Below are 20,615 nucleotides of genomic sequence, written 5' to 3' on the forward strand. Positions count from 1 at the left end.
TTCAAACACAATGGAATCAGAGGATAGGTCAATCTGTACTGACTACGCTCAAATAAATAATTCAGATTGTGTATTGCTGCGGATAATACAGTCCGTATTGTTTCCGCTCATGGAAAACTGGAACGCATTTCTCAAGCGCTACAAGCGCGAACACAACCTCAGCCAGCTGAAGCTGGCCGAACGGCTGGGCATGACTCAGGGTGGCGTGGGTCATTGGCTACGTGGCACGCGGCGGCCGACGCTGGAAACCATCAACGAAAAGCTGGAGAAACTGGGCCTGGTGTTTCTGGAGGCACAAGTCATGGTGGTAGAGCGTGACATCTTGCGCGAAGCCCCTGGGCGCTATGCGGTCGAGCAGCCGGTATCAGCCCAAGCGCTGCTTTATGCAAGCTTCCGCTTCCCGGTTCTGACCTGGGCTGACTTGCAGGGGCCTTTACCTGAAGCGGGCAAATGCCACGAACAGACGGATTACATGCCCGCAGGCAATGCGTTCTGGCTAGTGGTGGAAAACGACTCGATGAATGCAGCCAGTGGCAAGAGCGTGCCTGAGGGCATGCGAGTGCTGGTGGACACCGGCCTGCAGGCAGAACCCGGCAAGTTGGTGATTGCGCGGCAGCCGGGGCGGCCTGCAGTGTTGCGGCAGTTGGTCGAGGAGGGTGGCGACAAGATGCTCAAACCGTTGAATACGCGCTATCCGACAATCCTGTGTGAAGAGGGCTGCGAGTTTCTGGGTGTGGTCGTGCGGGTGCATGGGGCCTTCTAGATTGCCGGGGCTGGGCAGGGCTCGATAAGGAGTATCGTGTCAACGATGAATATGGATAGATGGATTGCCCTCGTCCGCAAGAGGATGGAGACGTTAGGGCTCACTCAAGAGCAGCTTGCCGAGCGCGTTGGAGTGTCTCAGGGCAGCGTGGGGCATTGGGTGAACAAGCGGCGACAGCCAAAGATCGAGTCGATGAACCGCACGTTTGTCGAGCTTGGTATTCCTCATTACAACGTCAGCCTGGAGTTGCGTATTCATGGTCTGGTTGAGGAGGTTTGCCGGGAGGAGGGCGCTGATAACAATCTGGACCTCATGCAGTGCATCGCGTGTTTCCGCTACCCGGTGCTGGCCTGGAGCGAGCTAGGTGTTGAAGAGCGTGAGGAGCCGGGTGTGTTCGAGCAGACGGACTACCTGGCCCAGGGCAAGGCTTTCTGGCTGACGGTTGAAAATGACGCGATGAGCGCTGTCAGTGGTCGGAGCGTGCCACAGGGCATGCGGATGCTGGTCGACCCGGGCGTGGAGGCTGAGGCTGGGCGGTTGGTCATCGCTCGTCAGCCGGGCAAACCGGCGATTTTCCGCGAGTTGGCCGAGGAAGGTGGGCAGCGTTATTTGAAGGCACTGAACGGCAACTACCCGGCGCTACTATGCGAAGAAGGTTGCGAGATCCTGGGAGTAGTCGTGCGGGTGCATGGGGCCTTCTAGATTGCCGGGGCTGCTGTGCAGCCCATCGCCGGCAAGCCGGGCTCCCACAAGTACGGTGCCGACCTCAAGCATTGCGCTGGCCCTGTGGGAGCGGGTTCACCCGCGAAGAATGCAACGCGGTGTATGGCACCGGCTTTGCCGGTGTTCGCGGCTAAAGCCGCTCCCACAGGTACAGCGTTGCGCTGAAGTTGGCGCATCACTTGTGGGAGCGGGCGCGCCCGCGAAGAATCCAACGCGGTGTATAGCACCGGCTTTGCCGGTGTTCGCGGGCATGCCCGCTCCCACAGTGATCGCGCAAACCTTCACAATCTGAGCAAGGCAGTTGCCCCGCTTTCCTCACTCAGCCAGCTCGACCAACACAGTCCCTTCGCTGACCATATCCCCTTCCTGGCAGAACAACGCCTTCACCGTTCCGCCATGCGGCGCACGAATGCTGTGTTCCATCTTCATGGCCTCTAGCACCACCAGTGCAGTACCGGCTTCAACTACCTGCCCCGGCTCGACCAGCACCCGCACGATGCTGCCGTTCATGGGCGCGCCCAGGCCGCCTTGATGGCCGTGGCCGGCCTCGGCTTCGGCAATCGGGTCGAAGGCCTGAATGGCGTGCATCTCGCCATCCCAGTGCAGGTACAGGGTGCCATCGCGGCGGATTGCCAAATGCTGGCGGCGCACGCCTGCCTGATCGTGCACCAGTTGCTCACCCGCTAGCTGCCAGGTGGACGCAGCGCTGCGCTCCAAGGCAACCGCCTGGTCCTGCCCGGCGCTTGCCAGATGCAGGCTGCTGCGTGCCGGCAGGCCCAAGCGCAGGCCGTTGTGCGCACCCCACGGCGAACTGCGGTCGTCATCACGCTTATGCCCGGGCTGCCCCTGCAGCCAGGCTTCGGCTGCCGCTTCCCAGAAGCCCGCCGGCAGCGCATGGGGCGCCGGCAGCAACACATCCTGGTGGCGGGGAATGAAGCCGGTGTCCAGCTCTGCCGCCGCAAACGCCGGGTGGGCGAGAATGCGGTGCAGGAAAGCAATGTTGGTCTTTACCCCGCCAATGGCGAACTCGTCGAGCATGGCCAGCAAGCGCAGGCGCGCTTGTTCGCGGTTTTCACCCCAGGCAATCAGCTTGCCGAGCATCGGGTCGTAGAAGGGCGACACCACGTCGCCTTCGCTGACCCCGCTGTCCACCCGCCGGCCTTCGCCTGGCGCCGACTCACGGTACAGCGCAAGCGTGCCGGTGGCAGGCAGGAACTCATTGGCCGGGTCTTCGGCGTACAACCGCACTTCGATGGCATGGCCGATCAGCGGCACCTGCTCCTGAGTGATCGGCAGGGGCTCGCCGCAGGCCACGCGAATCTGCCAGGCCACCAGGTCCAAGCCGGTGATGGCCTCGGTGACCGGGTGTTCCACCTGCAGGCGGGTGTTCATCTCCATGAAGAAGAACTCGCCACGGGCATCGAGCAGAAACTCCACGGTGCCGGCACCCACATAGCCGATAGCCTGCGCCGCACGCACCGCCGCTTCGCCCATGGCCCGGCGCAGTTCGGGCGACAGGCCGGGGGCAGGGGCCTCTTCGACCACTTTCTGGTGGCGGCGCTGAATCGAGCAGTCGCGTTCGTTGAGGTACAGGCAGTTGCCGTGCTGGTCGGCAAATACCTGGATTTCGACGTGACGCGGCTTGAGCACATACTTTTCCACCAGCATGCGTGCATCGCCGAACGACGACTGCGCCTCACGCTGGGCCGAGGCCAGGGCGTCGGCCAGCTGGCTTTCTTCCTCCACCACTTTCATGCCCTTGCCGCCGCCGCCGGCGCTGGCCTTGAGCAGCACCGGGTAGCCGATGCGTTCGGCGGCGGCGCGGAAGGTGTCCAGGTCCTGGGCTTCGCCGTGATAGCCCGGCACCAGCGGCACGCCAGCGGCGTCCATCAGCGCCTTGGCCGCCGACTTGCTGCCCATGGCGTCGATGGCGGTGGCAGGTGGGCCAAGGAAGATCAGCCCGGCCTGTTCGATAGCGCGGGCGAAGCCAGCGTTCTCCGACAGAAAACCATAGCCCGGGTGAATGGCCTGGGCACCGCTGGCCTTGGCAGCGGCCAGCAGCTTGTCGACCAGCAGGTAGCTTTCGGCGGCCTTGGTGCCGCCCAGGTCGACGCGGATATCCGCTTCGCGGCTGTGCCGGGCGTCACGGTCGGTGGCGCTGTGCACGGCAACAGTGGTCAGGCCCATGGCCTTGGCGGTGCGCATTATCCGGCAGGCGATTTCGCCACGGTTGGCGACCAGCAGGGTGGTCAAAACGGGGCGGCTCATGGGCGCGGTTCCTTCTTGTCATCGGTTTGCCAGGCGGGGCGGCGTTTTTCCAGGAAAGCGCGCAGGCCCTCCTGGCCTTCGGCACTGACGCGGATGCGGGCGATGGTGTTCTCGCAGTAGCGGCGCAGGGCCGGGCTGAGTTCGCCGTCGTCCACTTCGCGCAGCAAGTCCTTGGTGGCGCGCAACGCTTGCGGGCTGTTCTGCAGCAGGTTGTTCACCCACGCTTCGACCTGGGCGTCCAGCTCACTGGCCGGGTACACCTCGGCCAGCAGCCCCAGCTCGCGGGCCCGTATGCCGCTGAAACGCTCGGCAGTGAGGGCATAGCGGCGCGCGGAGCGTTCACCAATCGCCTTGACCACGAAGGGGCTGATGACTGCCGGGGCCAAGCCAATGCGGACTTCCGACAGGCACAACTGGGCGTCTTCGGCGCCGATGGCCATGTCACAGCAGCTGATCAGGCCCAGCGCGCCGCCAAAGGCTGCACCTTGCACCACGGCCAGGGTTGGCGTCTTGAGGCGGTGCAGGGCGTACATCAGCTCGCCCAGTTCGTGGGCATCATCCAGGTTGGTGTTGAAGTCCAGCTGCGCCGACTGCTGCATCCAGGCCAGGTCGGCGCCGGCGCTGAAGTGCCTGCCACGGCCGCGCAGCAGCACAAAACGCAGGCTGGCGTCTTCGGCCAGGCGGTCGATGGCCACGATCAGCTCGCGGATCATCTGCGCGTTGAAGGCGTTGTTCTTGTCCTCGCGGCTCAGCCACAAGGTGGCGAAGCCGCGTGGGTCACGGATCACTTCAAGGGTGCTGAAATCGCTCATGGGTCACATCCGGAAAATGCCGAAGCGGCTCTGTTCGATCGGTGCGTTCAGCGCGGCAGACAACGCCAGGCCAAGTACATCGCGGGTTTGTGCCGGGTCGATGACGCCGTCGTCCCACAGGCGGGCGCTGGAATAGTAGGGGTGGCCCTGGTGCTCGTACTGGTCGAGGATCGGTTGCTTGAGCCTGGCCTCGTCCTCGGCACTGAAGGGCTGGCCGCTGCGCTCGCTTTGCTCGCGCTTGACCTGCGCCAGCACGCCAGCGGCCTGTTCGGCACCCATCACGCCAATGCGCGCGTTGGGCCACATCCACAAAAAGCGCGGGTCGTACGCGCGGCCGCACATGCCGTAGTTGCCGGCGCCAAAGCTGCCGCCAATGATCACCGTGAACTTCGGCACCTGGGCACAGGCCACGGCGGTGACCAGCTTGGCGCCGTGCTTGGCGATGCCGCCTTCTTCGTACTTCTTGCCCACCATAAAGCCGGTGATGTTTTGCAGGAACAGCAGCGGGATGCCACGCTGGCAGGCCAGCTCGATGAAGTGCGCACCTTTTTGCGCGGCTTCGGCGAACAGGATGCCGTTGTTGGCCAGGATCGCCACCGGGTAGCCATGCAGGTGGGCGAAGCCGCACACCAGGGTGGTGCCGAACAGGGCTTTGAACTCATCGAACACCGAGCCATCGACCAGCCGCGCGATCACTTCACGCACGTCGAACGGTTGCTTGGCATCGGCTGGCACCACGCCATACAGCTCGTCGGCGGCATACAGCGGCGCCACCGGTGCCAGGCGCTGCAGCTTGCCCAGCTTGTGCCAGTTGAGGTTGGCCACACTGCGCCGGGCGATGGCCAGGGCGTGCTCGTCGTTATCCGCGTAGTGGTCGGCCACGCCGCTGGTGCGGCAATGCACATCGGCGCCACCCAGGTCTTCGGCGCTCACCACTTCACCTGTGGCGGCTTTTACCAGCGGCGGGCCGGCGAGGAAGATGGTCGCCTGCTGGCGCACCATGATCGCTTCGTCGGCCATGGCCGGTACGTAGGCGCCGCCAGCTGTGCACGAGCCCATCACCACGGCAATCTGCGGGATGCCCTGGGCGCTCATGTTGGCCTGGTTGAAGAAGATCCGCCCGAAATGCTCGCGGTCGGGGAACACTTCGTCCTGGCGCGGCAGGTTGGCGCCGCCCGAATCCACCAGGTAGATGCACGGCAGGCGGTTCTGCTGGGCGATGGTTTGCGCACGCAGGTGCTTCTTCACCGTCAGCGGGTAGTACGAACCGCCTTTGACCGTGGCGTCGTTGGCCACGATCATGCATTCCACGCCTTCGACGCGGCCGATGCCGGCGATCACGCCAGCGGCGGGCACGTCTTCGCCGTATACCTCATGGGCAGCCAGCTGGCCGATTTCGAGGAATGGCGAGCCCGGGTCCAGCAGGCGGTCGATGCGTTCGCGCGGCAGCAGCTTGCCACGCGACGTGTGCCGTTCCTGGGCTTTGGGCCCGCCGCCCTGTGCCACCTGGGCGAGCAGGCCGCGCAGGGCCTGAACCTGTTCGAGCATGGCCGCGCTGTTGCCGGCGAACTCCGCCGAACGCGGGTTGATCTGGGTGTGCAAGGTAGCCATGTGCGCCCGTCCTTTATGTTCAGCGGGTTTCGTTGAACAGTTCGCGGCCAATCAGCATCCGGCGGATTTCGCTGGTGCCGGCACCGATTTCGTACAGCTTGGCATCGCGCAGCAGGCGGCCCGCCGGGAATTCGTTGATGTAGCCGTTGCCGCCGAGAATCTGGATCGCCTCCAGGGCCATTTGTGTGGCGCGTTCGGCGGTGTAGAGGATGACCCCTGCGGCGTCCTTGCGGGTGGTCTCGCCACGGTCGCAGGCCTGGGCCACGGCATAGAGGTAGGCGCGGCTGGCGTTCAGTTGGGTGTACATGTCGGCGATCTTGCCCTGGATCAGCTGGAACTCGCCGATGCTCTGGCCGAACTGCTTGCGGTCATGGATGTAGGGCACCACCAGGTCCATACAGCTTTGCATGATGCCGGTCGGGCCGCCGGACAGCACCACGCGCTCGTAGTCCAGGCCGCTCATCAGCACGCGTACGCCGCCGTTGAGCTGGCCGAGTATGTTTTCTGCCGGCACTTCCACGTCATCGAAGAACAGCTCGCAGGTGTTGGACCCGCGCATGCCCAGCTTGTCGAACTTGTTGCTGCGGCTGAAACCTTTCCAGTCACGCTCGACGATGAACGCGGTAATGCCGTGCGCGCCCTGGTCCAGGTCGGTCTTGGCGTAGATCACGTAGGTGTTGGCGTCGGGGCCATTGGTGATCCAGGTCTTGCTGCCGTTGAGCACGTAGTGATCGCCGCGCTTTTCGGCGCGCAGTTTCATCGATACCACGTCGGAGCCGGCGTTGGGCTCGCTCATGGCCAGCGCACCGATGTGCTCGCCGCTGATCAGCTTGGGCAGGTACTTGAGCTTCTGTTCATGGGTGCCGTTGCGGTTGATCTGGTTGACGCACAGGTTGGAATGGGCGCCGTAGGACAGTGCCACCGAGGCCGAGGCACGGCTGATTTCTTCCATCGACACCACGTGGGCCAGGTAGCCAAGGCCGGCGCCGCCATACTCTTCCGACACCGTGATGCCCAGCAGGCCCATGTCGCCGAACTTGCGCCACATGTCGGCGGGGAACAGGTTGTCGTGGTCGATCTGCGCGGCCCGCGGGGCCAGTTCGGCGGCAACGAAGGTGCGCACCTGGTCGCGGAGCATGTCGATGGTTTCGCCCAGGGCGAAGTTCAGGGAGGGGTAATGCATGCTGGGGCACCTTCTTGTTCTTGAAATGGGGTTACATCGTAGTTTGGGGATCCAACCCGACCCCTGTGGGAGCGGGCATGCCCGCGAATACGTCAGCAGGGTCACCGTCATTGCCTGATCCGTCGCATTCGCGGGCATGCCCGCTCCCACAGGGGTCGGCGTGGCGCCTCGAGTGGATGTCGTTCATCACCTTTACGTTAACGTAAACCTGCGAGAGATCACTGTCAATCCACTCATCACCTTTACGTAAACGTAAATCTGCGCCAGAGTATTCCCGCTTGCTTCAGTCGTGCCCAGAACAACCACAAGAAGGGACACCCATGAGTCAACCGAGCTATACCCGCGGTCGCCAGGACCAAGCCTTGCTGACCCAGACCATCGGCCAGGCCTTCGATGCCACGGTGGCCCGCTGTGCCGATGCAGAGGCGCTGGTGTCGCGCCATCAGGGCCTGCGCTACAGCTGGCGGCAGTTGGCCGAGCAGGTCGAAGTGCATGCCCGCGCGCTGATGGCCTTGGGCGTGAACACCGGCGAGCGTGTCGGCATCTGGTCACCCAACTGCGCCCAGTGGTGCATTTTGCAGCTGGCCAGTGCCAAGGTCGGCGCCATCCTGGTCAACATCAACCCGGCCTATCGCGTGGGTGAGCTTGAATACGTGTTGCGTCAGTCCGGCTGCCGCTGGCTGGTGTGTGCAGATGCCTTCAAGACGTCTGATTACCACGCCATGGTCCAGGAACTGGTGCCAGAATTGGCCTGCGCCTCGCCAGGTAAACTGGTCAGTGAGCGCCTGCCGGACTTGCGCGGCGTGATCAGCCTGGCCGCCAACCCGCCTGCCGGCTTCCTGCGCTGGCATGCCCTGGCCGAAAAGGCTGGGCAGACAACGCTAGAGGCCTTCACCGCCCGCCAGCAAGGCCTGCAGTTCGACCAACCGGTGAACATCCAGTACACCTCCGGCACCACCGGTGCGCCCAAAGGTGCCACGCTCAGTCACTACAACATCCTCAACAACGGTTTCATGGTGGGAGAAAGCCTTGGCCTGACGGCCTGCGACCGCATGGTGATCCCGGTGCCGCTGTACCACTGCTTCGGCATGGTCATGGCCAACCTCGGCTGCATCACCCACGGCAGCACCATGATCTACCCCAACGACGCCTTCGACGCCGAGCTTACCCTGCGCGCCGTGGCCGAGGAGCGTGCCAGCATCCTGTACGGCGTACCGACCATGTTCATCGCGATGCTCGATCACCCCTCGCGTGCGCAGATGGACCTGTCGACCCTGCGCAGCGGCATCATGGCCGGTGCCACCTGCCCGATCGAGGTGATGCGCCGGGTCATCGACCAGATGCACATGGCAGAAGTGCAGATCGCCTACGGCATGACCGAAACCAGCCCGGTGTCGCTGCAGACCGGACCGGACGACGATCTGGAGCTGCGCGTGACCACCGTCGGGCGCACCCAGCCGCAGCTGGAAAACAAACTGGTGGACGCTGATGGCTGCATCGTCGTGCGCGGTGAGATTGGCGAGCTTTGCACCCGCGGCTACAGCGTCATGCTGGGCTACTGGGACAACCCCCAGGCCACGGCGGATGCTATAGACCCGGCCGGATGGATGCATTCGGGTGACCTGGCGGTGATGGACGAGCAGGGCTATGTGCGCATCGTTGGGCGGAACAAGGACATGATCATTCGCGGCGGCGAAAACATTTATCCACGTGAGCTGGAGGAGTTCTTCTACACCCACCCGGCGGTGGCCGATGCGCAGGTGATCGGCATCCCGTGTAGCCGCTATGGCGAAGAGATCGTAGCCTGGATAAAGCTGCACCCGGGGCATAGCGCCACGGTCGAGGAACTGCAGGGCTGGTGCAAGGCACGCATCGCCCACTTCAAGGTGCCACGGCATATCCGTTTCGTTGACGAATACCCAATGACGGTGACCGGCAAGGTGCAAAAATTCAGGATGCGTGAGATCAGTGTCGCAGAAATTTCGGCTGTTTCTGCAGGTTGATGCACAGAGTTATCCGGCCTCTTCGCGGGTGAACCCACGATGAGGCCAGGCCATGCCAGCATCAGATTCCGGATCTATTACTTTGGCTCGATATTGAGGTCACTGCATGCCAGGAAGACTTGCGTTTCTCAGCTTTGCGCGCCGCTCGTCATAGTCAAAGCCAGAGGTCCCTCTATGACAAGCGCACTCACCTTTTACGTCATACGGAAAAGTGTGAATGACGGCCACTGAGAAATTTTTCAGCTTCTCTTATTTTCCATTGTGCCATTAACAGTCTGAGATCCCATTCATACCCACCACTGTACTTACCGCTAAGATTTTCAGTGAACGGAGCGTAGGCATTTATCAAGCTTCTATCGAGGTCACTTAGGTAGGTACTTTGCGCGATGTTTAAAATACCATCATCAGCATAATGTCGCGCCTGGCCTTTTAATATATCCTTCATGTGGTCTGTATACGCCCGGGTAGCAGCCGTGCTGAGCCGTTCCTGGACGCGGAAGTTTTTATCGGCGGCGCGATGAAGGACGCCAACTCCCAGATGCTGGTTTACGCGCTTGAATAGATCCTCTTCATGCTCTAAGAGATCCAGAGCGAGATTAACTCCCTGCGCCTGCGCCTGCTCATGCGTCTCCTGCGCCTGCTTTATCATCCGTTCGAGGCGCAATTCATTTCTGCGGGATTTTACTTCACGCGATGACTGGCCTATGCCAAATTGCCCTCTCGCGGTGACCGCAGAACGAGGGGTGTTCCCAGTCCGTCCAATGGGCACTCCGGCTGTGCCCTGGGGGTCGCCGTAGTTAACAGGGTCGCCTTTACAATAGGCATACGCGTTCAGTCCACCGACCCCAAACGGGCTAAGGCTATCGGCGCTGGAGAATCGCATTAACCCGGGAAAGAATGCCCGATAGCCCTGGCCTAAGTGGTAGCAATTGGCGTAAATATCAAACGGAACACCATTGAAACCAGTGGCGATGGCCGCGTCGCCGATCGCCCCACTGTGGCCATAGGGGGTAAAGCATACAGGCTGAGGGCTTTGAGTGTGTGGCGTTGATGGGGCCATTCATAACTCCTTTGCTTCGCGCAGTTCTCGGCTTGCTTCTTGAAAGTGCTGTGATTTCGCCTCGGTCTATGTACGGCCAAGCCAAGCCGCTTTTAGTAGGGTAATCACGGAGAGCATGCTCTAAGGTAAACACCTGTGCTACTGGCAGAAATGTCAGTTGTATTGAACTCTGTGTAAATCCTAGCTAATGGATTTAACAGCTGTCGCGATTCAGTGATCCAGTAACGGTAATTCGTAGCGGCGAGCACAGTTAAATCGCGTCAAAATGGATGATGTGCTGGGCTGTCCGGCCCCTATTTCGCGCAGGCAAGGCCAGCTTCCACGAGAAGACAGTTGCTCCTACAGGGCCCGCGCCGACCTACGATACGGCGCAGTACTTGTGGGCGCGTGCAAGCCCGCGAAAGGGCCGAAATGGTCAACGCCCATCCAGCGCCTTGTACAGTTCGTCGGCAATCTCGGCAACGCTCAGGTAATCACGCCGCAAACGAACGCTGTAACGCGCCTCCAGGCGCATCAACGCAAATTCGCATTTGTCCCTGTCCAGATGTGCCAACAAGGTACCTGGCCCCGAGTCGACCACACCTGCATCCTGAAGCATATCGACCACTTGTCGCTCGTATTCCTCACGCTGCCGGCGGGTTGCGGTATCCACGATGAAGGAGGCTCCTGGCTTGATATCTGGAGCCCCAATCTTCAGCGCAACCCATCGGCACCGCTACTGGCAAAAATATCAGGTGGCGTGGTCTACCCTTAAGCCTTCACCGGTGGCTCCTGGGTCGGCGGGTCGCCCACCGTTGGCGGCATGGTTGGCTTGATCGGCAGCTCGTCCGGGTCTTCTTCCGGCACGGGCGGCGGCAAGCTGGGGTCGTCGATATTTGGATCGGGGGTTTCCGGTGGAATGGGAATGTTCATGGCCTGACCTCGCGTGGGTGGGTGAAGAGGTGCTGTAGGCTCTGACCGCTGGCAGCTGCCGTTCGCTCAATTATTTTGAACCCCCCGCCTGTGCCCGGCTCTGAACCCTTACCGCCACCAGCCTGAGGGAGCAAGGTCGATGTCACGAAACGAGCCCTTTGAAAGCGTGCCCACGGCGAACGATCACCCGGACCAGGCCATCAGCCTGTCCCAGGCGCTGCTGGCGCCGCGTATCGTGATCGAAGACACCGAACCCGCGCTCGAAGCCGGCACCTTCGCCGCCAAAGCCATCAGCGGCCAGCCAGTGGCGGTCAGCAGCAAGGTCTATAGCGATGGCCACGACCGCCTGGCGGTGATGCTCAACTGGCGCCAGGCCAACAGCCGGCGCTGGCATTGCGTGCCGATGCAATCGGCGGGCAACGACTTGTGGCTGGCCGAGTTCACCCCCACCGAACTTGGCCCGCACCTTTTCAGCATCGAGGCCTGGGTCGACCCGTTCGCCACCTATAGCCATGACCTGGAGAAAAAGTACAACGCCGGTGTCGAGGTAAAACTGGAACTGGAAGAGGGCCGCTTGATGCTGGGCAAAGGCACCGAGCTGTGCAGCGGTGCCTTGCGCGATGAGCTCGAAGCGCTACAGCAGCGCCTGGCGGAGCTGGATACCGACGGGCAGGTGGCACTGTTGCTGGGCCCGGACGTTGCGCACCTGATTAGCGAAGCGGGGCACCGCAGTTACCTGGCCCGCAGCCGCGAGTTGCCCGTCGATGTCGACCGCCCGGCCGCGCAGTTCGCCAGTTGGTATGAGCTGTTCCCGCGCTCGATCACCGATGACCCGCAGCGCCACGGCACCTTCAATGACGTGCACCAGCGCCTGCCCATGATCCGTGACATGGGCTTCGATGTGCTGTATTTCCCGCCCATCCACCCCATCGGCACGCAGCACCGCAAGGGCCGCAACAACGCCCTCAAGGCCGAGCCCGGCGACCCTGGTAGCCCGTACGCTATCGGCAGTGCCGAAGGCGGCCATGACGCCATCCATCCCCAGCTGGGCACGCGGGAAGACTTTCGTCGACTGGTTGCCGCCGCCGCTGAGCATGGCCTTGAAATCGCCCTGGATTTCGCTATCCAGTGCTCGCAGGACCACCCATGGCTCAAAGAGCACCCCGGCTGGTTCAGCTGGCGCCCTGACGGCACCATTCGCTACGCCGAGAACCCGCCGAAAAAGTACCAGGACATCGTCAACGTCGATTTCTACGCCCCGGACGCCGTCCCTTCGCTGTGGCTGGCGCTGCGCGACGTGGTGCTCGGCTGGGTAGAGGAGGGCGTGAAGACCTTCCGCGTCGACAACCCGCACACCAAGCCACTGCCGTTCTGGCAATGGATGATCGCCGATGTGCGCGCCCGCTACCCGGATGTGATCTTCCTTGCCGAGGCATTCACCAAGCCCGCGATGATGGCGCGCCTGGGCAAGGTCGGCTACGCGCAAAGCTATACCTACTTCACCTGGCGGAACACCAAGCAGGAACTGCGCGAATTCTACGAGCAGCTCAACCAGCCGCCGTGGAGCCAGTGCTACCGGCCGAACTTCTTCGTCAACACGCCAGATATCAACCCGTTCTTCCTGCACACCTCCGGTCGCGCCGGCTTCCTCATCCGCGCCGCGCTGGCCACCATGGGTTCGGGCCTGTGGGGCATGTACTCCGGCTTCGAGCTATGCGAAAGCGCGCCGTTGCCAGGCAAGGAGGAATATCTGGATTCGGAGAAATACCAGATCCGCCCGCGCGATTTCACCCAGCCGGGCAACATCATTGCCGAGATCGCCCAGCTCAACCGCATTCGCCGGCAGAACCGTGCCTTGCAAACTCACTTGGGCGTGGCGTTTTTCAACTGCTGGAACGACAACATCCTGTACTTCGCCAAGCGCACTCCAGAGCGTGACAACTACATCCTGGTGGCGATCAGCCTCGACCCGCACAACGCCCAGGAGGCGCATTTCGAGCTGCCCCTGTGGGAGTTGGGGCTTGATGACAACGCCGAAACCCATGGTGAAGACCTGATGAACGGCCACCGCTGGACCTGGCATGGCAAGACCCAGTGGATGCGTATCGAGCCCTGGCATCAGCCATTCGGGATCTGGCGCATCGAAAAAGCCCGTTAACAAGGCTCAGACTGTGCACCTGTAGGAGCGGGTTTACCCGCGAACACCGGCGCCGCCGGTGCCAAACACCGCGGTGTCTGATTCGCGGGCATGCCCGCTCCCACAGGTATGGGGTAATCAGTTGCTTGCAGAGCAACCTGGAAACTGAAAGGAGTCATCCATGGCCAAGCGTTCCCGCCCGGCAGCCTTCATCGACGACCCGCTGTGGTACAAGGACGCCGTCATCTACCAGTTGCACATCAAGTCGTTCTTCGATGCGAACAACGACGGCATCGGCGATTTCGCGGGCCTGATCAGCAAACTCGACTACATCGCCGAGCTGGGCGTCAATACCCTGTGGCTGCTGCCGTTCTACCCCTCGCCGCGGCGCGACGACGGCTATGACATCGCCGAGTACAAGGCCGTGCACCCCGATTACGGCAGCCTGGCCGATGCCCGCCGCTTCATCGCCGAGGCACACAAGCGCGGCCTGAGGGTAATCACCGAGCTGGTCATCAACCACACCAGCGACCAGCATCCGTGGTTCCAGCGCGCCCGCCATGCCAAGCGCGGCAGCAAGGCGCGGGATTTTTACGTGTGGTCGGATGACGAACAGAAGTACGACGGTACGCGCATCATCTTCCTCGACACCGAAAAGTCCAACTGGACCTGGGACCCGGTCGCCGGCCAGTACTTCTGGCACCGCTTCTACTCGCACCAGCCAGACCTGAACTTCGACAACCCGCAGGTGCTCAATGCGGTGATCAAGGTGATGCGCTTCTGGCTTGACCTGGGCGTCGACGGCCTGCGCCTGGATGCCATCCCCTACCTGATCGAACGCGACGGCACCAACAACGAAAACCTGCCCGAGACCCACACGGTACTCAAGGCCATTCGCGCTGAAATCGACGCCAACTACCCCGACCGCATGTTGCTGGCCGAGGCCAACCAGTGGCCCGAAGACACCCGCCCATATTTCGGCGAAGGCGAGGGCGACGAATGCCACATGGCCTTCCACTTCCCGTTGATGCCGCGCATGTACATGGCCCTGGCCATGGAGGACCGCTTCCCGATCACCGACATCCTGCGCCAGACGCCGGAGATTCCGGCCAACTGCCAATGGGCGATCTTTTTGCGCAACCACGATGAGCTGACCCTGGAAATGGTCACCGACCGCGAGCGCGATTACCTGTGGAACTACTACGCCGAAGACCGCCGCGCCCGCATCAACCTGGGTATCCGCCGGCGCCTGGCGCCTCTGCTGCAGCGTGACCGGCGTCGTATCGAGCTGCTCACCAGCCTGCTGCTGTCGATGCCCGGCACACCCACCTTGTACTACGGCGACGAGCTGGGCATGGGCGACAACATCTACCTGGGGGACCGAGACGGCGTGCGCACTCCCATGCAGTGGTCGCCCGACCGCAACGGCGGCTTTTCCCGCGCCGACCCGCAGCGCCTGGTGCTGCCGCCGATCATGGACCCGCTATACGGCTACCAGACGGTCAATGTCGAGGCCCAGAGCCACGACCCCCACTCGCTGCTCAACTGGACCCGGCGCATGCTGGCCGTACGCAAGCAGCAGAAGGCCTTTGGCCGCGGCACCCTGCGAACCCTTACGCCCAGCAACCGGCGCATCCTCGCGTATATCCGCGAGTACACCGATGCCGATGGCCACACCGAGGTCATCCTGTGCGTGGCCAACGTTTCCCGTGCGGCCCAGGCCGCGGAACTCGAACTGTCACAATACGCCGACAAAGTACCGGTGGAGATGCTCGGCGGCAGTGCCTTCCCGCCCATCGGGCAACTGCCGTTCCTGCTCACCCTGCCACCCTATGCCTTCTACTGGTTCCTGCTGGCCGCCCATGACCGCATGCCCAGCTGGCACATCCAGGCCACCGAGGGGTTACCCGAATTGACCACGCTAGTTTTGCGCAAGCGCATGGAAGAACTGCTGGAAGCACCCGCCCGCGACACCCTGCAAACCACCATCCTGCCGCAATACCTGCCCAAGCGGCGCTGGTTCGCCGGCAAGGAGGGGCCCATTGACGAGGTGCGCCTGCGCTACGGCGTGCGCTTCGCTACCGCTACCACGCCCGTGTTGCTCAGCGAAATCGAAGTGCTCAGCGGGGGGACGGCCAACCACTACCAACTACCGTTTGGCCTGCTGCCCGAAGACCAGATCAACACAGCGCTGCCGCAGCAGCTGGCCTTGTCGCGGGTGCGCCGTGCCCATCAGGTTGGCCTGATTACCGATGCCTTCGTGCTCGAACCGTTTATCCGCGCAGTACTGCACGCCTGCCAGGATGGCCTGCGCCTGCCCTGCGGCAGCGGCGCGGGCGAACTGCGTTTCGAATGCACCGACCTGCTGGCAGCCCTTGGGTTGAACGATGAAAGCGCCGTGCGCTACCTCAGCGCCGAGCAGTCCAACAGCTCGGTGGTGATCGGCGACCGCGTGGTGCTCAAGCTGATCCGCCGGGTCAACCCGGGCATTCACCCGGAACTGGAAATGAGCGCCTACCTGACCGCTGCCGGCTTTGCCAATATCTCGCCATTGCTGGCTTGGGTCAGCCGGGTGGATGAGCAAAACGCCCCACACCTGCTGATGATCGCCCAAGGCTACCTGAGCAATCAGGGCGATGCCTGGGCCTGGACCCAGAACACCCTTGAACGGGCTATCCGCGACCAGATGGCCCCACCCAGCCGCGATGCCGAGGCACACACCGATGCCTTGCTGGAACTCACCGGCTTTGCCGCCTTGCTTGGCCAACGCCTGGGCGAGATGCACCTGCTGCTGGCCGCGCCCACCGACGATGAGGCCTTCCGCCCACGCCCCAGCGATGCTGACGACAGCCAGCGCTGGGGTACGCAGATCAGCGCCGAACTGAACCACGCCCTCGACCTGCTGGCCCAGCACCGCGACGCCCTCGACCCCGACAGCCAGGCCCTGGTCGACGACCTGCAACAGCAGCGCGACGGCCTGGCCCAGCACATCACCAGCCTGGCGGAGCAGGCCGAGGGTGGCTTGCTGATGCGGGTGCACGGCGACCTGCATCTGGGCCAGGTGCTGGTGGTGCAGGGGGATGCCTACCTGATCGATTTCGAGGGCGAACCGTCCCGTCCACTGCAAGAACGCCGGGCAAAACACAGCCCGTACAAGGATGTCAGCGGCGTGTTGCGATCCTTCGACTATGCTGCTGCGATGATCCTGCGCAGCGCCTCTGCGGTCGACCTTTCCGGCCCGGCGCAGCAGGCTCGTCAGCGGGTTGCCCGGCAGTACCTGCATCAGTCGCGCCACGCCTTTGTCGAAGCCTATGGCCTGGCCACCGCCGCCATGCCCCATGCCTGGCAACAGGCTGAGGGCGAGCGCGCCGCACTGGAATTGTTCTGCCTGGAAAAAGCCGCCTACGAGATCACATATGAAGCCGAAAACCGTCCAAGCTGGCTGGCCGTGCCTTTGCATGGCCTGCATGGACTGATCAGTACCTGGGGAGAGTCATAAATGAATGCAACCACGCGTGAAAACGGCGGCCTTCGGCAACGGGACCTGGATGCCCTGGCCCGCGCCGAGCACGCCGATCCCTTCGCAGTGCTAGGCCCCCACGGCGATGGCCAAGGCGGGGTGTTCATCCGCGCCTTCCTGCCCAATGCGCTGAGTGCACGGGTGCTGGCGCGCCATGATGGGCGCGTACTGGCCGAAATGGTGCAAAGCGCAGTACCGGGCTTGTTCACGGCGCACCTCGATGATGCACAAGCCTATCTGCTGCAAATTGGCTGGGCCGGTGGCGAGCAAGTCACCGAAGACCCTTACAGCTTTGGCCCGCAACTGGGCGACATGGACTTGCACCTGTTCGCAGAAGGCAACCACCGCGACCTGTCCGGGCGCTTCGGCGCCCAACCGATCCAGGTCGAGGGCGTCGACGGTGTATGTTTCTCGGTGTGGGCGCCGAATGCCCGGCGGGTGTCGGTGGTGGGTGACTTCAATAACTGGGACGGCCGCCGCCACCCCATGCGCTTGCGCCACAGCGCCGGGGTGTGGGAGCTGTTCGTGCCGCGCCTGGGCGTGGGCGAAACCTACAAGTACGAGGTGCTGGGCAAGGACGGGATACTGCCACTGAAAGCAGACCCGCTGGCCCGCGCCACTGAATTGCCGCCGAGCACCGCATCCAAGGTGGCCGGTGAACTCAGCCACGCGTGGCAAGACCAAGACTGGATGGCACAACGCGCGCAGCGCCATGCCTACAGCGCACCCCTGTCGATCTACGAGCTGCACCCAGGCTCCTGGCGCTGCGAGCTGGACGAGGCAGGCGAAGTCGGGCGCTACTACAACTGGCGCGAACTGGCCGAGCGGCTGGTGCCCTATGTGCAGGAACTGGGCTTTACCCATATCGAATTGCTGCCGATCATGGAGCACCCGTTCGGCGGCTCCTGGGGCTATCAGCCACTGTCGATGTTCGCGCCCACCTCACGCTATGGCAGTGCCGAGGACTTTGCCGCCTTCATCGATGCCTGCCACCAAGGCGGCATAGGCGTGCTGCTGGACTGGGTGCCGGCGCATTTCCCCACCGACGAACACGGCCTGGCGCGTTTCGACGGCACTGCCCTGTACGAATACGACAACCCCCTGGAGGGCTACCACCAGGACTGGAACACGCTGATCTACAACCTCGGCCGCAACGAAGTGCGTGGCTTCATGATGGCCTCGGCGCTGCACTGGCTGAAGCACTTCCACATCGACGGCTTGCGGGTCGATGCGGTGGCCTCGATGCTGTACCGCGACTATTCGCGCAAGGCCGGCGAATGGGTGCCCAACCGCCACGGCGGGCGCGAGAACCTGGAGGCCATCGACTTCATCCGCCACCTCAACGGCGTGGCTGCCCACGAGGCCCCCGGTGCATTGATCATCGCCGAGGAGTCCACCGCCTGGCCCGGCGTCAGCCAGCCGACCCAGCAGGGCGGCCTGGGCTTTGCCTACAAGTGGAACATGGGCTGGATGCACGACACCCTGCATTACATCCAGAATGACCCGGTGCATCGCAACCACCACCATAACGAGATGAGCTTCGGGCTGATCTACGCCTATTCCGAACACTTCATCCTGCCCATCTCCCACGACGAAGTGGTGCACGGCAAGCACTCGCTGATCGACAAGATGCCCGGCGACCGCTGGCAGAAATTCGCCAACCTGCGCGCCTACCTCACTTTCATGTGGGCGCACCCAGGCAAAAAGTTGCTGTTCATGGGCTGCGAGTTCGGCCAGTGGCGTGAGTGGAACCATGACAGCGAGCTGGACTGGTACCTGCTGCAGTACCCCGAGCACCAAGGCGTGCAGCGCCTGGTGGGCGACCTCAACCGCCTGTACCGCGAAGAGCCGGCGCTGCACGAGCAGGATTGCCAGCCGCAGGGCTTCCAGTGGCTGATCGGTGACGACGCGCAAAACAGCGTCTACGCCTGGCTGCGCTGGAGCAGCAGCGGCGAGCCGGTGTTGGTGGTGGCCAACTTTACCCCGGTACCACGCGAGGGCTACCGCATTGGTGTGCCGTTTGGCGAGCGCTGGCAGGAATTGCTGAACAGCGATGCCGAGCTGTATGCAGGGTCCAACGTAGGCAATTTGGGGGCAGTGGCCAGTGAGGCACTGGCCAGCCATGGGCAGCCATTGTCGCTGGCGCTGAATTTGCCGCCGCTTGGCGTTCTGATAATGAAGCCGGCCTGACAGGTTGCCTGTACCGGCCTCTTCGCAGCACAAGGCTGCTCCTACAGGTGGGCGCCATTCCCTTGTAGGAGCAGCCTTGTGCTGCGAAAGGGCCGCGCCTGCCTACCACCGCATCCGTACCCCAAGGCTGCCAATCAGCCCGTTCAGGTCATTGTCATCCACATCGCTGCTGTAATCGGCGCTGACAAACAAGGCTACCGAAGGCGTCACCCGCGCCACCAGCCCCAAGCCCAGTTCCACCGTAGTCGAGTAGCGTGAGCTGGAGATCTTGTCGACCTGGTCCAGCTTCACCTCGTCGGGATTGCTGAAGTCGTACCACACGTTGGTCCGCACATAGGGTTCGATGGGCATGCCGCGCACGTCGTAGCGCCCGGACAATTTCGCACCGACCCGGCCGCTCCAGCTCGGCTGGCTGTCGAAGGCCTGCAGGGTTTCTTCCTGCACCTGGTTGCCGGGAAAGAACTGCTGGTTGATCAACTGTGCCTGGGGTTCGATCACCCAGTTGCCGCCCAGGCGGATCGGGTAGCCGCCTTCCACCGAGAACGTCATCGCATGGCCGCTTTCGTCAAGGCGCTGGCCGTTTTCACCCCGGCCCATTACATCGATGCGTGAGCCCATGGCCACCGCATCGAGGTGCCAGCCCTGTTCATGGGTCATGCTCCAGTACACGCCCAGGCTTTCCCCGCTCAGGTTCACCGCATTGCGCTGCTTGTCGCCCAACAACGGGCGTATGCCGTTGAAGCTGCTCTGCAGGTTGTTGTGCCCTACGAAAACCCCTGCGCGGTGCACGGTGCCCGCTGCAGTTTCACGCACGAACAGGTCCGGGCCGATTGTCAGTTGCTGGCTGGGGGCTTCCAGTTGGTCTGGGGGTTGCGTGCCACTGCGCGAGGTGGTCGGGAAAAACTGTGCCCACTGGCTGGCGATCAGGTCCGGTGCTGTCTGCCCGTGGCGCGCGCTCATGGTTTGCGAAAACGCACTCAGGGTGCCGATGCTCAAGCTACTGGCGCTGACCGGGTCGAGCGACATCTGCGGCATTGCAGGCTGTTGCAGAAAACCGGGCGAGGTGGGGTCACCCTGCAGTTCGTACGCGAAAGTTTCCACCGGGGTTGCCAGAAGCAGCGACGTGGAAACCGCGTAGAAAATGCTGTCGAAGCGCAAGGGGTTCGAGGTGCTTTTCATGGCGGATCTCCTGTTGTTTTTGTGGGATACAGCCCGAGGACCTGGCCTGTTGTCACGAGCTGTACGGCAAAAACAGTGGGCGACCCAAACCAGCACGCCAGCCTTTGCAAGCGCGCACGAAGGCGCGAGCTAGAGGCCCGGCGCGAGATCTTTACTGCTTGGTAATGTTCAGCTAAGGAGAGGACGCCGCTTGCGTCAAGAAAGCGTGAAAGAACTGTTCAGGTTGTGTAATTTCTCTCAAGTACTTGATTCCC

The 20,615-nt window shown here is 62.8% G+C and carries 14 protein-coding genes; 6 read left to right on the top strand and 8 right to left on the bottom strand.

Translation table 11 applies throughout. From position 1 onward, the window contains the following. Window positions 1-109: 109 nt before the first annotated feature. Together PP4_RS08610 and PP4_RS08615 are read left to right on the top strand one after the other, a co-directional pair. Window positions 110-763, top strand: a complete 654-nt coding sequence (locus tag PP4_RS08610; RefSeq protein ID WP_016498801.1) for a LexA family protein — start codon at window positions 110-112, stop codon at window positions 761-763. A gap of 45 nt (window positions 764-808) precedes the next feature. Beyond that, window positions 809-1,465, top strand: a complete 657-nt coding sequence (locus tag PP4_RS08615; protein WP_016498802.1) for a LexA family transcriptional regulator — start codon at window positions 809-811, stop codon at window positions 1,463-1,465. A gap of 336 nt (window positions 1,466-1,801) precedes the next feature. On the opposite strand, the gene PP4_RS08620 is transcribed toward PP4_RS08615, so the two are convergent. Genes PP4_RS08620 through PP4_RS08635 form a run of 4 tightly spaced genes read right to left on the bottom strand, consistent with a single transcriptional unit; the run spans window position 1,802 to window position 7,360 of the window. Beyond that, on the bottom strand, window positions 1,802-3,754 hold the full coding sequence (locus PP4_RS08620) for an acetyl/propionyl/methylcrotonyl-CoA carboxylase subunit alpha (protein ID WP_016498803.1): 1,953 nt from the start codon (window positions 3,752-3,754) through the stop codon (window positions 1,802-1,804). After that, window positions 3,751-4,566, bottom strand: coding sequence for a gamma-carboxygeranoyl-CoA hydratase (locus PP4_RS08625; RefSeq protein ID WP_016498804.1), 816 nt, complete (start codon window positions 4,564-4,566; stop codon window positions 3,751-3,753). Before PP4_RS08625 ends, PP4_RS08620 begins: the two co-directional genes overlap by 4 nt. A gap of 3 nt (window positions 4,567-4,569) precedes the next feature. Continuing rightward, window positions 4,570-6,177: a carboxyl transferase domain-containing protein gene (locus tag PP4_RS08630; protein ID WP_016498805.1), complete on the bottom strand. Its 1,608-nt coding sequence runs from the start codon at window positions 6,175-6,177 to the stop codon at window positions 4,570-4,572. A gap of 19 nt (window positions 6,178-6,196) precedes the next feature. After that, window positions 6,197-7,360: an isovaleryl-CoA dehydrogenase gene (locus tag PP4_RS08635; protein ID WP_016498806.1), complete on the bottom strand. Its 1,164-nt coding sequence runs from the start codon at window positions 7,358-7,360 to the stop codon at window positions 6,197-6,199. Window positions 7,361-7,680: 320 nt separating this feature from the next. Here PP4_RS08635 and PP4_RS08640 point away from each other — a divergent pair, with 320 nt between their 5' ends. Further along, window positions 7,681-9,363 (top strand): AMP-binding protein, encoded by a 1,683-nt coding sequence (locus PP4_RS08640; protein ID WP_016498807.1) that lies wholly within the window; start codon window positions 7,681-7,683, stop codon window positions 9,361-9,363. 199 nt (window positions 9,364-9,562) lie between these two features. Here the strand turns inward: PP4_RS08640 and PP4_RS08645 are convergent, their stop codons facing one another. The 3 genes from PP4_RS08645 to PP4_RS29330 form a co-directional block, all read right to left on the bottom strand. Further along, window positions 9,563-10,423 carry an RHS repeat-associated core domain-containing protein gene (locus tag PP4_RS08645; RefSeq protein ID WP_016498808.1) on the bottom strand — a complete coding sequence of 287 codons (861 nt, stop codon included), beginning with the start codon at window positions 10,421-10,423 and terminating at the stop codon, window positions 9,563-9,565. A gap of 415 nt (window positions 10,424-10,838) precedes the next feature. Beyond that, window positions 10,839-11,075, bottom strand: a complete 237-nt coding sequence (locus PP4_RS08650; RefSeq protein WP_016498809.1) for a hypothetical protein — start codon at window positions 11,073-11,075, stop codon at window positions 10,839-10,841. 98 nt (window positions 11,076-11,173) lie between these two features. Further along, window positions 11,174-11,335: a hypothetical protein gene (locus tag PP4_RS29330; RefSeq protein WP_016498810.1), complete on the bottom strand. Its 162-nt coding sequence runs from the start codon at window positions 11,333-11,335 to the stop codon at window positions 11,174-11,176. 139 nt (window positions 11,336-11,474) lie between these two features. On the opposite strand from PP4_RS29330, the gene PP4_RS08655 reads away from it, so the two are divergent. The 3 genes from PP4_RS08655 (at window position 11,475) to glgB (ending at window position 19,182) form a co-directional block, all read left to right on the top strand. Beyond that, on the top strand, window positions 11,475-13,493 hold the full coding sequence (locus PP4_RS08655) for an alpha-1,4-glucan--maltose-1-phosphate maltosyltransferase (RefSeq protein ID WP_016498811.1): 2,019 nt from the start codon (window positions 11,475-11,477) through the stop codon (window positions 13,491-13,493). A 160-nt stretch (window positions 13,494-13,653) separates the two neighbouring features. Beyond that, complete coding sequence (gene treS / locus PP4_RS08660) at window positions 13,654-16,971, top strand: maltose alpha-D-glucosyltransferase (RefSeq protein ID WP_016498812.1); 3,318 nt, start codon at window positions 13,654-13,656, stop codon at window positions 16,969-16,971. After that, window positions 16,972-19,182, top strand: coding sequence for a 1,4-alpha-glucan branching protein GlgB (gene glgB, locus PP4_RS08665; RefSeq protein ID WP_016498813.1), 2,211 nt, complete (start codon window positions 16,972-16,974; stop codon window positions 19,180-19,182). Between the two features lie 102 nt (window positions 19,183-19,284). Here the strand turns inward: glgB and PP4_RS08670 are convergent, their stop codons facing one another. Then, window positions 19,285-20,361: an autotransporter domain-containing protein gene (locus tag PP4_RS08670; RefSeq protein WP_016498814.1), complete on the bottom strand. Its 1,077-nt coding sequence runs from the start codon at window positions 20,359-20,361 to the stop codon at window positions 19,285-19,287. Window positions 20,362-20,615: the final 254 nt, after the last annotated feature.

It is taken from the genome of Pseudomonas putida NBRC 14164, from assembly GCF_000412675.1.
GTDB lineage: Bacteria > Pseudomonadota > Gammaproteobacteria > Pseudomonadales > Pseudomonadaceae > Aquipseudomonas > Aquipseudomonas putida.

Excerpts from the sequence above, each read along its gene's own strand:
- PP4_RS08625 (WP_016498804.1), bottom strand. The coding sequence starts at position 4,566 with ATGAGCGATTTCAGCACCCTTGAAGTGATCCGTGACCCACGCGGCTTC.
- PP4_RS08670 (WP_016498814.1), bottom strand. The coding sequence starts at position 20,361 with ATGAAAAGCACCTCGAACCCCTTGCGCTTCGACAGCATTTTCTACGCG.
- PP4_RS08620 (WP_016498803.1), bottom strand. The coding sequence starts at position 3,754 with ATGAGCCGCCCCGTTTTGACCACCCTGCTGGTCGCCAACCGTGGCGAA.
- PP4_RS08640 (WP_016498807.1), top strand. The coding sequence starts at position 7,681 with ATGAGTCAACCGAGCTATACCCGCGGTCGCCAGGACCAAGCCTTGCTG.
- PP4_RS08645 (WP_016498808.1), bottom strand. The coding sequence starts at position 10,423 with ATGGCCCCATCAACGCCACACACTCAAAGCCCTCAGCCTGTATGCTTT.
- PP4_RS08655 (WP_016498811.1), top strand. The coding sequence starts at position 11,475 with ATGTCACGAAACGAGCCCTTTGAAAGCGTGCCCACGGCGAACGATCAC.
- PP4_RS08635 (WP_016498806.1), bottom strand. The coding sequence starts at position 7,360 with ATGCATTACCCCTCCCTGAACTTCGCCCTGGGCGAAACCATCGACATG.
- PP4_RS08630 (WP_016498805.1), bottom strand. The coding sequence starts at position 6,177 with ATGGCTACCTTGCACACCCAGATCAACCCGCGTTCGGCGGAGTTCGCC.
- PP4_RS29330 (WP_016498810.1), bottom strand. The coding sequence starts at position 11,335 with ATGAACATTCCCATTCCACCGGAAACCCCCGATCCAAATATCGACGAC.
- treS (WP_016498812.1), top strand. The coding sequence starts at position 13,654 with ATGGCCAAGCGTTCCCGCCCGGCAGCCTTCATCGACGACCCGCTGTGG.
- PP4_RS08615 (WP_016498802.1), top strand. The coding sequence starts at position 809 with ATGAATATGGATAGATGGATTGCCCTCGTCCGCAAGAGGATGGAGACG.
- PP4_RS08610 (WP_016498801.1), top strand. The coding sequence starts at position 110 with ATGGAAAACTGGAACGCATTTCTCAAGCGCTACAAGCGCGAACACAAC.
- glgB (WP_016498813.1), top strand. The coding sequence starts at position 16,972 with ATGAATGCAACCACGCGTGAAAACGGCGGCCTTCGGCAACGGGACCTG.